This window comes from Marichromatium gracile, from assembly GCF_004343155.1.
GTDB classification, from domain to species: Bacteria; Pseudomonadota; Gammaproteobacteria; order Chromatiales; family Chromatiaceae; genus Marichromatium; species Marichromatium gracile.
Genome location: NZ_SMDC01000005.1, coordinates 125,498 through 138,308, shown reverse-complemented (window position 1 = coordinate 138,308; position 12,811 = coordinate 125,498). Strand labels below are relative to the sequence as shown.

Below are 12,811 nucleotides of genomic sequence, written 5' to 3'. Positions count from 1 at the left end.
TTTTTATGTCCGCCGATCACACCGACCGTACCCATCGGTCCCCGGGTGCACCTGCGCCCACGCCTCTCCCCAACCGTCGATCAACTCACCCGACGACCTGATACCGATCAATCTCGGCGCTTGGCACCTACCGCTCACAGCGCAGGCTCGACACGATTGCGCCCGCCGGTCTTGGCCAGATAGAGATTGCGATCGGCAACCCGCAGCAGCGTCTCGGGCGATGCCTGCTCATCGGGAATGATGGTGGCGCAGCCGAAGCTCGCGGTCAGACAGGGGCCTTCGCCGCGCTCGGCCGAGGCCTGGGCAAAGCGGGTCCGGATCTCCTCGCGGATCATCTCGGCAAGGGCACGGGCGCTCCCGGCATCGGTCTCGGGCAGCAGCAGCACGAACTCCTCACCCCCATAACGCGCCAGCAGGTCGGCCGGGCGTTTCAGGTGCACAGCGGCACAGCGGGCAATGCCACGCAGACATTCATCCCCGACCAGATGCCCCCAGGTATCGTTGACGGACTTGAAGTGGTCGGCATCGACCATGACCACCGAGAGCGGCGTCCGGTGCCGCAGCCCGCGCCGCCATTCGCGTTCGAGCTGCTGATCGAAGACGCGCCGATTGGCCACCCCGGTCAGGCCATCACGCTCGGCAAGCAGCGCGAGCAGATCGCTCTTGCGCTTGAGTTGCACATGGGTGTTGATCCGCGCCCGCAGCACCGCCGCCGAGTAGGGCTTGGTGACGAAATCCATCGCTCCGGCCTGCAGCCCCTCGGCCTCGAGGTGGGGGTCCTGATCGCCAGTGACATAGATCACCGGGATCTCCTCGGTGAGCGGGTTGGCGTGCAATTGCCGACACACGTCCAGTCCGTCGATGTCGGGCAGATGGTAGTCGAGCAGGATCAGCTCGGGGGCGTCGGCGGCCAGACGCAGCGCATCCTTGCCGTTGGTGGCAATGATCAGGGTGTAGGTCTCGCCGAGGATCCTGGCGATCAGGCGCAGACTGGTAGGGTCGTCCTCGACCACCAGCAGACGCGGCCGCTCCGGCCCGGTCAGGCCATCATAGGGGTCGCGGATATCGACGATCGGCGCACTCATGATGATGTCAACCTCTCGCTCATGATCTGCAGTGTCTCCAGGGCCTGCGGATAGGCGAACCCATCGACCTGCGCCAGCAGGGTATCGACCCGTTCAGCGGCCTCATGTCCACTCAGGCGCGCGCGCAGTTGCCGCAACAGCTCATCCGGCACCATGCGGTGCCCCTGCAACAGCGACTCCAGCTCCGCGATCAGCGTCCGCGCGGCATCCAGATCCTGCCCGCCGTCATCGATCTCGCTCGCGGCAATATCTCCCTCGGCGGCAAGGTCGGTGGCCAGCGCAGTGCGTAGCGCGACGATGCCCGAGTCGAGCGCGGCCAGACACTCGGCCTCCAGCCCGTCGATGGTCTCGGCGTCGACCGTCGTCGAGGCCAGCGCACGCTCCAATGCCTGCGCCGCATGCTGCACCCCTACCGCGCCGACATTGCCCGCCGCCCCCTTGAGGGTATGCGCCAGACGCAGCGCGCCCGGCCCATCGCCGCCGCTGCGGGCGGCGGCGAACTGCGCGGGCCAGTCGGCGACATCGCGCAGGAAACCATCGAGGACGACCCGCAGCAAGGCGTCGTCGTCGTCGAGTCGCTCGCGTACCGAGGCCAGGTCGAGTTCCTCGCTCGGTGCGGCCCCTGCGGCGACATCCACCGCCGCCGTCTCGCCCTCGGACTCGGCGCCATCGAGCAACCAGCGCAGCAACACCGAGACGAGCTGCCGCGGATCGACGGGCTTGGCGATGAAGTCGTTCATCCCCGCGGCACTCACCCGCTCGCGATCGCTCTCGAATGCCGCCGCCGTCATCGCCACGATCGGCACCTCACGCCCCCGCGCGGTGGCACGGAGCGCGGCAGTGGCCTCGAAACCATCCATCTCCGGCATCTGCAGGTCCATCAGCACCAGGTCTGGCGGCTGTTCGGCAAAGCGCGCCAGCGCCTCGCGACCGTTGTCGGCCATGCTCACCTCCAGCCCCATCTTGCCGAGCATCGCCAGTGCGATCTCCTGGTTGGTGTGATTGTCCTCCACCAACAACACCCGCGCGCCACGGATGCGCTCGGCACCCGCATAGGGACTGGCCTCGAAGGGACGGGGCTCGGGCAGGCCCACCTGCCCATGTTGTTGCAGCCCGATGATGGCATCGAACAGGGATGACTGGGTAAAGGGTTTCTTCAACACCTTCTCGGGCTTCACCGGCGCCTCGACAACCGCTCGCAACAGCGCCTGGTGCTCATAGGCCGAGACCATCACCACGGTAGCCGGCCGATGACCGAGCGCGGCGGCGCCATGCATCTGATCGAGCAGCCACAGCCCGTCATGACGCAGCATTCGCCAATCGGCCAGCACCAGCGAGAAGGGCTCGCCCCGCTGATCGGCCTGCAGGATCCGTCCGAGCGCATCGTCGGTGTCGGCGACACTGTCGACCGCCAGGCGCCAGCTACCGAGATAACGCGCGAGGATCTCGCGCGCCTCGGCGTGGCTATCGACCACCAGCACCCGCCCGGGCGTGAGCGCCTCGACATGATTCGAAACAACCTCGCCATCAGCGATCTCGAGCGGCAGCGAGAACCAGAAGAGACTGCCCTCGCCCTCGCGGCTGTCGACACCGATATCACCGCCCATCAGCCGGACCAGTCGATCACAGATGGTCAGCCCCAACCCGGTTCCGCCGAAGCGGCGCGTGGTCGAGAGATCGGCCTGGCTGAAGGGCTGGAACAACCGCACGACCTGCTCGCTGCTGATCCCGATACCGGTATCGCGCACCTCGAAGCGCAGCCACCGCCGCCCCTCCTCCTCCCCCTCGCCCCGCACCGCGAGGACGACATGTCCCTGATCGGTGAACTTGATGGCGTTGCCGAGCAGGTTGTTGAGCACCTGCCCCAGACGCAGCGCATCGCCACGATAGCAACCGCTCAGTGAACGAGGCGCGTCGATCAGCAGCTCCACGTCCTTCTCCGCGGCAGTGACGGCGAACAGCTCGGCGCTCTCACGCAACAGCTCATCGAGCACGAAGGGGGCCGTCTCCAGCTCGACCTTGTCGGCGTCGAGCTTGGAGTAGTCGAGGATGTCGTTGAGCAACCCCAGCAGCGCCCGGGCCGAGCGCCTGACCTTGCCCACCAGCTCACGCTGCTCCGGCTGCAGCGGGGTATCGAGCAGGATCTCGAGGAAGCCGAGCACGGCGTTCATCGGTGTGCGCACCTCGTGGCTCATGTTCGCCACGAAGTCACTCTTGGCGGCACTGGCCGCGCGCGCCTCGGCGGTGCGCGCCTCCACCCGACGCTCCAGGTCGAGATTGAGTGCCTGCAGATCACGCTCGGCCTGCTTGCGCGCGCTGACATCACTGACCACGATCAGGCCGCCGATCAACTGACCGTCCTCGTCGAACAGCGGGGCGGCGGCAACCTCGGCCGTCCACTGACGACCATCGGGGAGAGACACCTCCAGCTCCGAGGCGGGGATCGATCGCGCCTCGCGCACCGCACGCTGCAGCGGCAGCTCATCGGCCGTCAGCTGCCGGCCATCGAGACAGTAGCGGACCTTTGAACCAAAGGCGTCAGGCTCTATCGAAGAAGCTGAGAGGTTGTCATCGTCGCCGAGCCCGAACAGACGTCGCAGTGCGGCATTGCCGCTGACGCGACGACAGTCGAGCGTATTGGTGAAGCCGACCCCGACCGGCAGTGCCTCGAGCAGCGCCTCGAGACGCGCCGTCATCGCCTGCAGCCGTGCCTCGATGCGGCGGCGTCGGGTGACGTCCAGGGTGATGCCACCGAGTTGGCCGCGCTCGCGCCCGGCGATGGGATAGAGTCGACCGCGAGTACTGATCCAGTGCTCGGTGCCATCCGGCCACAGCGTCCGGTACTCGGTGGCATAGTCCTCTCCGGTGTGCACCGAGCGCTGCACCAGGGCGTCGACCCGTTCACGATCGGCCGGGTGCAGCGCCTCGAGGAAGCGTCGATAGCTGACCTCGGTATCGGCCGAGAGGCCGAACTGGGCCTTGCAGCGATCACTGAAGAAGAGGACGTCATCACCGATGTCCCAGGTCCAGACCCCGGCCTCGGCGGCATCGACGGCCAGTCGCAACCGCTCCTCGCTGTGGCGCAACCGCTCCTTGGCCTGCTTCTGCTCGGTGATGTCGAGCACCAGGGCGACGATGTCGGTCACCACCCCGCCACCATCACGTACCGGCGCAACGGCCACCGTCACCCAGATGCCCTCGCCATCGGCACGATGGCAGCGCTTGTCGAGCATGCACGAACGCCCCTGCTGCAGGACGGTCTCGAACATCCGCGCATCGGCCTGCGGATCCTCGGAGGTGGCGAGATCCGACCAGCGCCGGCCGATCAGGTCATCACGATCGCGACCGACGATCTCGCAGAAACGCGCGTTGACCTGCTGCAACTCTCCCTGCGGGGACATCACCATCATCCCCGCGAGCCCCTGGTCGATGAAGCTCAACAGGCCTCGCTGCGCCTCGAGACGCAGCGCCGCCTCGCGCATCCGTTCGACCCGGCGCTGGCTGCGCTGCAGCGCCCAACCCGCGCCGAGGATGACGGTAAGCAGCCCGGTGAGGATGGTGGCATAGCGCAACCAGACGGCGATGAGCTCGGCGCGATAGACCCCGCGCGGCACATGATCGACCACCTTCCACGCGCCGGCGGCGGCATCCTCGAACCGCGCCGGATCACGCGCCACCACCTGCGCTGGCACCAGGGTGTCGAAGCTCCACAGACCGTCATCGTCCTCGAACTGGCCACGCATCGCGCCGGAGATCCGTGACCAGGCGGCGGGGTGACGTACCGCGAGGTTCAGCTCGGGACGCCCGCGCATGAACCCCCAGGCATCCTCGGGGCGTGTCGCCCGCAGCCAGTAGCCCTCGTGATTGAGCAGCCAGGTGCTGGTCTGACGCACGCCACCCAGCGCATCGAGCAGACGCACGCCCAGATAGTTGATGACGATGATGCCGCAGTCGCGTCCGCTGCGATCGGCCACGCGCGCGGCCAGGCGCAGCACCGGCTTGAAGGGTTGCTCGACCCCGCCGTACTCGACATTGAGATCGAGCGGCGAGACATAGATCTCACCGAGCGCCAACGCCATGGTCGCGGTGAAGTAATAGCGCGCCGACTTGTCCTGCAACGCGATCGGCGCGGTCGCGCGCGGCCCCTTCGGCGACTGATCGATACGCACGCGCTCCATGCCGGTCTCGTCGATCCAGCGCACCTGGTCGTACTGCGGCTTGGCCGTCATGAAGGCCCCCCAGTCGCGCTGCAGCGCCGACTGGCTCGCCCCCAGTTCATCGGCACAGGCGTTCAGCGCCCGACCCTGGGTCAGATAGCGCAGGTCACGACCGACCTCGCCCAACATCCGTTGCAGGGTCTCCGTGTCGTGCAGCGCCGCCTGCTCGCTCTCGATGAAGAGCCGCCCCGTCACCTGCTGGGTCGCCGCCCAGGCGGCGAAACCGACACCGACCAGGGAGGCCAGGGCCGCAACCATCAGCCAGACCAGCTGAGCTGCCTGCAATGCCCTCCAGCTCATGCTCCCTGCCTCCGCGGAAAGTATCACTGCATGGATATAATCGGCGCACGGCGGCGCCTTTAAACCCCCCGGCCCGCCGATTGCCGACGAAGCGGTCCGGGCACGAGACCGGCCGCTACTCGCCCGCCGGCGCCGGCCCCGGCGATTCGAGCGCGGTGTCGGTCGAGGCGCTGAGGGTCTTGCGATCGGTGACGGGTGCGCACCCGAGCGTCTGTCCGAGCACCCGGTGGGCGCGCTCGGCGATGAACGTGGGCGACAGCCGGCGCTCGGCGAACAGCACCCGGCGTTCGGCGACAGCATCCAGATAGAGCAGATCCGTCGCGCCCGGCGCGAAGGGGCGGCGGCTGATCCGCGCAACGCGCCCCAGGTTCAGCCCACGACCATCGTCGAGCAACACCAGGTGCGGCGCCAGCCCGCGCGCCGGATCGGGACGCGGGAAGTCGAGCACCGCGAGCAGCTCGCAGGGACGATCGCTGAGATGGGCGCCGAGCTGGCCGACGCCCTCGATCAACTCGACGAGATAGATGGTCTCACCGACGGCGTGCCGCAACCGCTCGACCTGGCGCTGATAGTCGGCGCCCGGCCATAGGTCGTCACCCGCGCTCGACACGGTCGCTGCCGACTCACCCTCTGCTGCATGGCGCATCATGGTCTCCCGGGGCTGCTCGTTTCTCGTCAGTCTGCCCCAGCGGCACGGGTTTCGGAAGGCTCGGAAGGGCGGAGTCCTCGAATGACGGGATCAGGCGTAGACGTCGACGCCCAGCACCTCTTCGACATAGGCCCGCTCCTGGTGCTGCTGGACGGACTCGTAGGCGTCGAGGGCACGGCGGGTGCGCGGGTCGGTCCCGCTGTTGGCGACGAGCAGGTCGCGAGACTCCTTGCGCGCCTGCAGGCGCTCGGCGCGTTCGACCTCGGCCACCGGCCGGGCGATGCGCTCGGCCTGATCGGCACGCGGCTGCAGCTGCTCTGGGGTCGCCTGGGGATCGCGCTCGCGCTGCTGATCGAGCGGCAGCGGATAGAGCGGATGCAGCGAGGCGTTGGAGATTTGCATGAGCGCTGTCGGTTCGGGCGTCGGTCGCGGCGAGGCATCAGCAGGGCGCGGTCACACCCGGTATCGGGCGCCTCGCCCGTCAGGCCGGACGGGTGTCGGCATTATTGCCGATAGGGACTGAAAATCAACGACCTGACACCCATCAGTGTCCCCAGAGCATGTGATCGACATAACGCTTGACCCGGCGGTGACTGGGGGTATCGATGGCGGTGAACTCCAGGCTGGTACGATAACTCCCCTTGTCGCGCCTGGAGCGCAGCACCCGCGCATAGACCTCCATCGCCTTGCCGGAGCCGATCTCGGGGGCGAGCGAGAGCAGGATCTCGGTGCAGGGCGGCAGCACCATAGGCAGGTCGGCGCTCATCCCATAATAGCTGAGGTCGTGCACCTTGCCGACGAAGGACTCGGAGAGGATGCGCTTGGCCACCACCTGACGGAACTCCACCGGAAAGTCGACCGAGATCCGCGGCGCCTTGCGCGGCTCGACCTCGGGGACCTCGAGGCGCTGCGGCCAGTCGACGGCCTTGAGTTCATAGAGCGTGACCGGACCGGTCTTGCCCTTGACGGTGACCTGGTTGACCGCACCGATCTCGATATGCGAGCCGGCGCCGGCCTGGGCCGATTCGCTGAGCAGGACCTGCCCGCGCAGGCTGTAGTTCTCGATCCGCGCGGCCAGGTTCACCGGATCACCGATGACGGTGTATTCGTTGTGGAGCGGCGAACCGAAGCTCCCGGCCATCAAGCGACCACTGCTGACCGCGACCCCGGCATAGAGGCTCGGCTCGTTCCAGGCGCGATGGTCGCGGTTGAGCGCGACCATCGCCCGCTGCATCTCCACGGCGCAGGCGAGCGCGCGCAGCAGGTCGTCGTCACGCCGCTCGGGGACGCCGAAGACGGCCATCACCGAGTCCCCCATGAACTTGTCGACCACCCCGCCGTAGCGGGTGACCAGCTCGACCATGCGGGTGAAGAAGCGGTTGAGCAACCGCACCATCACCTCGACCGGCTGTGACTCGACCAGTGCGGTGAAGCCACGGATATCGGCGATCACCACGGTCGCTTCGGTGGCGACGATCGGCTGGGACTCGAGCAGGAAGTCGTCGAGTTGGTCGCTCAACCGTGCTCGCAGCGCCTCGATCTCGACCGCTGCCGAGGGGGCGTTGCCGGTTCCCTCGATCGCAGCGAGGATTCGCGCGAACAGCAGTTGTTTATCTTGATGTTGCATGAGACCGGACGAACTCCACCGCGTCAGAAATTGACAATCTTCATGGGGTTCGATCCCTCGATCGGCGAAGCTGATTCATCCTCAGAACTCGGGCAGTATCGCAGCATCGCCTCCCCCCATCCGAACCGGAGACAAGCATTCATGGATCGTTTTACACGGATCTACAGCATCGTGCTCGGCCTCATCGCCATCGGCCTGATGGGGCTGTGGCTCAAGTCGGCCTGGCAGCCGGCGGTCTGGGAACTCGACGAGATCCTGGTCGAGGACTCGATGCTCTCATCCTATCCCTACCAGTTCCGTGTCCGCGCCTTCAGCGATGGTGTCGCCACCATCTCCACGCCGCGCTCGTTCGACATCCCGGCGATCCGCTTCCTGGAGATCATCCATCCCAACCTCGCCAACAAGGCGCAGGATGATCCCAAGATGATTGCTGCCCAACAGGAATTGATCAACCACCAGAAACGCGCCCAGGGGCTGATCCTCGCCCAGCCCCAGGTCGAGCGTGTCGACTGGCTGCTCGACACCCAGTGGCTGGCCGATCACGGGGTCCAGGTCGGCACGCGCTGATCAACCGCTGCCGGCGGGCTGGGGCGGGGCCGCCCCGCCCCAGGCGTACTCGTGCAGCAGGTAGCCGCCGACCAGCCCGCCGAGCAGCACCAGCAGCAGATTGAGCACGACCCCGCCGCCCAGCAGATAGCCTGCCGGAATCTCTTCCGGCGCCAGGGTGCGCAACACCCGCCGGTGCTGACGCACCGAGTACAGCGCGCAGCCGGCCCCGAGCAGAATGAAGCACTCCCCGAGCAGCAGACTGAGGGGCCGCGCCAGCGGCGGCCGGGCAAGTGGCGCGAACTGATCGAGCGCCATCCCGAGACGATCGATGGCGAACCCGAAGGCCTGCAGCGACAGACTGGTTCGGGTCCAGGCCAGCAGCGTACGCTCGGCGGCGAAGAGTACCCGGGGATCCTGCAAGGCGGACATCGACGCCCCTCCTGGTGCTGGTGTCACCGCCCCGGTCACCGGGACAGGGGCGTGGTAAACGACTATAGTTATGCCCCTCGAGTCACGGATCGCCCAGGCCCCTCGACCTGCGCCGTCCCCATGCCATCGACCGTTCGTTCAGACAGGGTTTCCCAATGCAGGTCAGCGCTCGCATCCCCGCCAAGCTGAAGGCGATCCTCGGATCGCATCGCCGTCAGATCTTCAATCTCCTGGCCTGGTGCTGTTTCGGCCTCGGTTTCGTCGGCATGCTGGTGCCGCTGATGCCGACCACGGTGTTCTGGATCTGCGCCGCCTGGCTGTGGCTGCGCAGTCGTCCCGAGCGGGTACGCTTCCTGATCGATCATCCGCGCTTCGGTGAGTCGATCCGCGATTTCCTCGAACACGGCGAGATCTGCCCCACCGGCAAGAAGGCCGCCATCCTCAGCATGGCCGGCAGCTATCTGATCTGGTTCTCGCTGATCGGCCCCGGGCTGTGGCCGGCGCTCACCGTGGCCACCATCCTCGCCCTGGTCGCCACCTGGATCGCCACCCGCCCCGACAATCGCCACCGCCGCCGAGCCCGTCAGCAGCAAGCGCAGGTTCGGGTCGGACTCGACGAGCTGGTCTGCTCGGCCGAGCCGGTCACCGAGACGCGCGGCGTCTCGCGCTGATCCCTCTCGACCATCATGGAGTCGGTCCTGCTGCTCGACAACGGCTCGCGCCGCGCAGCCGCGGTCGACGCCCTGCGTCGTCTGGCCGAGACGCTCGGCGCCCGCTGCGGCCTGCCGATCGAGCCGGTCTCGCTCGCCCACGCCGATCGCATCCCCGCCGATCGGCTCGACGGTCGGCCCGCGACGCTGCTCGAACCCCTGCTCGAGGCGCGTCTCAGCGCCGGCGCGCGCGATTTCCTGATCCTGCCACTGTTCTTCGGTCCCAGCGCCGCACTCACCGAGGCCGTGCCCGCGCTCGTTGCGCGACTGCGCGCGCGCCACGGCGACTTCGCCCTGCGGCTCGCCCCCGAGCTCTGCCCGCTGCCGGCGGGCGAACCCCTGCTCACCCGGATCCTCGCCGAGCAACTCGCACGCCTTGCCGAGACCACCGGCGATCGGCCACGACGGGTGATCCTGGTCGATCACGGCTCACCCAACCCCGAGGTCAGCGCGGTGCGCGCCTGGTTGGCGGCACGCCTAGCCGAGCGACTTGGTCAGGTGATCGAGCTGGATCAGGCGGTGATGGAGCGCCGCCCCGGAGCGGCCTACGACTTCAACGGGCCGCTGCTCGAGCAACAGCTCGAACGGCTCGCGGGCAACGAGTGCGACTCGCCGATCTTTCTCTCGATGTTGTTTCTCGCACCCGGCCGCCATGCCGGCCCAGGCGGCGACATCGCCGAGATCTGCGCCCGGGCCGAACAGGCCCATGCCGGGCTGCGCATCCATGTCTCCGGGCTGGTCGGGGAGCACCCGCTGCTCCCCGAGATCCTCGCCGCGCGACTACGGCAACGGGCGACGCATCACCGACTCTGACCGGGCAGCGCGACTCGCAGGGCGCTTGAGGCGATCCTCGGTCTCCCCCATCCTTGCCCGATACGACCTCTGTTCGTGCAGCCGCAGAGCCAAGATGCGCCGCTTTCTCCGTCACCCCTCGGACATCCCCATCCACTACCGACTGCCCAACCGCAACCGCCGGCGGCGCAACCGGCTGTGCAACATCGGTCAGGGCGGACTCTGTTTCCTCTCCTGCAGACGGCTACCGGTCGGCGAATCCATCCAGGTCGAGATCCCGGTCGCCCAACCGCCCTTTTGCGCCGAGGGGGTGGTGGTGTGGTGCAGACCGCGCCGCGGTCTGTTCGAGGTGGGGGTCCATTTCGCCACCGACGAGACCAGCTACCAGCTCAGGATGGTCGAACAGGTCTGTCGGATCGAGCACTACCGGCGCCGGGTACGTATCACCCAGGGACGCGAACTCAGCAGCGAACAGGCCGCAGAGGAATGGATCCGGCGCCATGCCGCCGACTTCCCCTCTGGTTGAGCGACGGCGACACCGACAACCGACATCGATGCCGCCAGCGCGGAGACGATCAATGGAAGTGATGGACGTAGCGCAGGTTCATCCGCGCGCCCTCGGGGCGGTTCTCGGCGCCGGTCTCCCAGAAGGCGTTGAAGAACAGATGATCGTGGGGGCTGAGGTGATAGAGCGCCCCGGGACCGACGGCGAATACCCGCTCCTCGCTGTCGGCGACCGACTCGCCGTCGATCTTGGAGCGGGTGATCTGTTCGAGATAGTAACCGTTGATACCCAGACGCAGCCGGTTGGGCAACACCTCGTAGGCGGTGGAGAAGTTGATGTGGATCGCCTGTCCGGCCTGGGTGTCCTCGGCGCCGAGCCCCTTGAAGGGATCGTTGTTCTCGGCGTTCCACAGATAGTGCAGACGCCACGAGACGGTCCAGCGCGGATTGACGAACAGGGTCGCGGCCCAGTAGGGGTTGAACGAGAAGACGTTGCTGCTGGCGTTGATCGGGGCGTCGGCGTCGTAGCTGCCGGTCGGGAGCAGCATCTGCAGCTCGATGCGGTGCATGAAGCGCGGCCCGTTCGGCCCCATGATCGGATCCCACTGCAGGAAGGGACCGACCAGGATATCGCCGAGATTACCCCCATTGGTCGAGAGCGCGAAGTTGTCGCCGGGGTCGAGATCGAAATCGACCAGCGGCAGGATCAGGTCCATGCCCCACTTGCCGCCGAACAGCAGCGGCTGATCCGACTGATAGACGAGTTGGGTGAGGCTGAGGTTGAGGTCGAGCTCGGCGCGCTCCAGCCCGCGTGGGGTCGGGAGCTGCAGATCATCGCCGGCGGCGTCCTTGAGCGCACCGTTGCGATAGAACTGCAGATACTGGCTGGCATACCAGCCCGGCCCGGATGGCGGACCGCCATCGAGAAAGCTGGTGAACCCGAGATTGACCGCCGGCAGATCATAGGCGAGCGCGCCCTGTCCCCAGACCAGCCCCACGGCGGCGACCGCCGCCTTCCATCCTCGCACGCCCATGCACACACCTCGCTGTCGTCTTGATGGCGCGGGGCTGAGCGACGACCGGAACCGTCGCTCGCCCGCCCCAGAATGATGATCGATCGCACACGAAAAGACCGCGCGGATCTTAGAGGAATGCAGGGCGGTTGGCAAAGCCTGGGCCGCTCAGCGCGGCGCGACCTCCTCGATCCGCGCATCGCCCAACGCCTCGCGCAGCGCCGCGAGCGCCTCCTCGAGCCGATCGCGACCACGGAAGCCGAGCAGGATGTGCGGATCCTCGTCCATGTGCGGCAGGCTGAACATCTTCAACTCGGGGAAACGCTCGCCGAAACGCTCCATCAGCGGGACCAACTGGCTCTCGGGGATACCGCGCACCTTGAGTGCGACCTCGCGCTGGCGTGCGGCCAGGCCGTAGCGCGTCTCGAGCACCTGCTCGGCCATCGGCCAGGCCATCTTCGGGAAACCCGGCAGGAACCAGTGGTCACGCACCACGAAACCGGGGATGCGGTTGACCGGGTTGTCGATCAGCGCGCAGCCCTCGGGCAGCTCGGCCATCAGGATCCGGTGCGGATAGGCCGCCTCGCCGAACCTCTCCTCGAGCAGCGCCACCGCCTCGGGATGGCGGGTCAGCGCGACCCCGGCGGCAGCGGCCGCACAGCCGCGGGTATGGTCGTCCGGGGTGGCGCCGATGCCGCCACAGACGAACACCGGCTCGGCGCGCGCCATCGAGAAGCGCAGGTGCGCGGTGATCACCTCGGGGTCGTCGGGCAGCATCCACTGCCAGGCCAGCTCGTGGCCGCGACCGCCGATCATCTCCTTGAAACGCTCCAGATGCTGGTCGCGACGCGCGCCGTTGAGCACCTCGTCACCGATCACGATCAGCCCGAAGCGCTGTTGGGTCTCGGTTGCCATCTTTGTCAATCGCTCCTGTCA

General features: G+C 67.4%; 12 protein-coding genes. 4 read left to right on the top strand and 8 right to left on the bottom strand.

The features are described 5' to 3' along the window. Nucleotides 1–134: 134 nt before the first annotated feature. The 5 genes from EDC29_RS09520 to EDC29_RS09500 all read right to left on the bottom strand — a co-directional run bounded on the left by EDC29_RS09520 (nucleotide 135) and on the right by EDC29_RS09500 (nucleotide 7,878). Nucleotides 135–1,085 (bottom strand): diguanylate cyclase domain-containing protein, encoded by a 951-nt coding sequence (locus EDC29_RS09520; RefSeq protein WP_242465967.1) that lies wholly within the window; start codon nucleotides 1,083–1,085, stop codon nucleotides 135–137. Then, nucleotides 1,082–5,602, bottom strand: coding sequence for a PAS domain S-box protein (locus tag EDC29_RS09515; RefSeq protein WP_132229587.1), 4,521 nt, complete (start codon nucleotides 5,600–5,602; stop codon nucleotides 1,082–1,084). The genes EDC29_RS09520 and EDC29_RS09515 overlap by 4 nt, the downstream gene beginning before the upstream one ends. 115 nt (nucleotides 5,603–5,717) lie before the next feature. Next, on the bottom strand, nucleotides 5,718–6,248 hold the full coding sequence (locus tag EDC29_RS09510; protein WP_132229585.1) for a hypothetical protein: 531 nt from the start codon (nucleotides 6,246–6,248) through the stop codon (nucleotides 5,718–5,720). A gap of 93 nt (nucleotides 6,249–6,341) precedes the next feature. Further along, nucleotides 6,342–6,653, bottom strand: a complete 312-nt coding sequence (locus EDC29_RS09505; protein WP_062276070.1) for a hypothetical protein — start codon at nucleotides 6,651–6,653, stop codon at nucleotides 6,342–6,344. A 142-nt stretch (nucleotides 6,654–6,795) separates the two neighbouring features. Continuing rightward, nucleotides 6,796–7,878, bottom strand: a complete 1,083-nt coding sequence (locus tag EDC29_RS09500; RefSeq protein ID WP_123140232.1) for an adenylate/guanylate cyclase domain-containing protein — start codon at nucleotides 7,876–7,878, stop codon at nucleotides 6,796–6,798. Between the two features lie 141 nt (nucleotides 7,879–8,019). Here EDC29_RS09500 and EDC29_RS09495 point away from each other — a divergent pair, with 141 nt between their 5' ends. Further along, nucleotides 8,020–8,445: a hypothetical protein gene (locus EDC29_RS09495; RefSeq protein ID WP_123140231.1), complete on the top strand. Its 426-nt coding sequence runs from the start codon at nucleotides 8,020–8,022 to the stop codon at nucleotides 8,443–8,445. Here the strand turns inward: EDC29_RS09495 and EDC29_RS09490 are convergent, their stop codons facing one another. Further along, nucleotides 8,446–8,856 (bottom strand): YidH family protein, encoded by a 411-nt coding sequence (locus EDC29_RS09490; protein WP_123140230.1) that lies wholly within the window; start codon nucleotides 8,854–8,856, stop codon nucleotides 8,446–8,448. Between the two features lie 155 nt (nucleotides 8,857–9,011). On the opposite strand from EDC29_RS09490, the gene EDC29_RS09485 reads away from it, so the two are divergent. The 3 genes from EDC29_RS09485 to EDC29_RS09475 all read left to right on the top strand — a co-directional run bounded on the left by EDC29_RS09485 (nucleotide 9,012) and on the right by EDC29_RS09475 (nucleotide 10,884). Beyond that, nucleotides 9,012–9,527: a YbaN family protein gene (locus EDC29_RS09485; protein WP_132229583.1), complete on the top strand. Its 516-nt coding sequence runs from the start codon at nucleotides 9,012–9,014 to the stop codon at nucleotides 9,525–9,527. 15 nt (nucleotides 9,528–9,542) lie between these two features. Further along, complete coding sequence (locus EDC29_RS09480; RefSeq protein WP_123141822.1) at nucleotides 9,543–10,379, top strand: sirohydrochlorin chelatase; 837 nt, start codon at nucleotides 9,543–9,545, stop codon at nucleotides 10,377–10,379. A gap of 94 nt (nucleotides 10,380–10,473) precedes the next feature. Further along, on the top strand, nucleotides 10,474–10,884 hold the full coding sequence (locus EDC29_RS09475) for a PilZ domain-containing protein (RefSeq protein ID WP_123141823.1): 411 nt from the start codon (nucleotides 10,474–10,476) through the stop codon (nucleotides 10,882–10,884). Nucleotides 10,885–10,933: 49 nt separating this feature from the next. Here the strand turns inward: EDC29_RS09475 and EDC29_RS09470 are convergent, their stop codons facing one another. Together EDC29_RS09470 and EDC29_RS09465 are read right to left on the bottom strand one after the other, a co-directional pair. Continuing rightward, a complete protein-coding gene (locus EDC29_RS09470; RefSeq protein WP_132229581.1) occupies nucleotides 10,934–11,896 on the bottom strand; it encodes a SphA family protein in 963 nt (320 codons plus the stop codon). A 147-nt stretch (nucleotides 11,897–12,043) separates the two neighbouring features. Further along, the gene (locus EDC29_RS09465; protein WP_123140225.1) at nucleotides 12,044–12,790 is read right to left on the bottom strand and encodes a competence/damage-inducible protein A; all 747 of its coding nucleotides are present in this window, start codon (nucleotides 12,788–12,790) and stop codon (nucleotides 12,044–12,046) included. Nucleotides 12,791–12,811 lie beyond the last annotated feature (21 nt).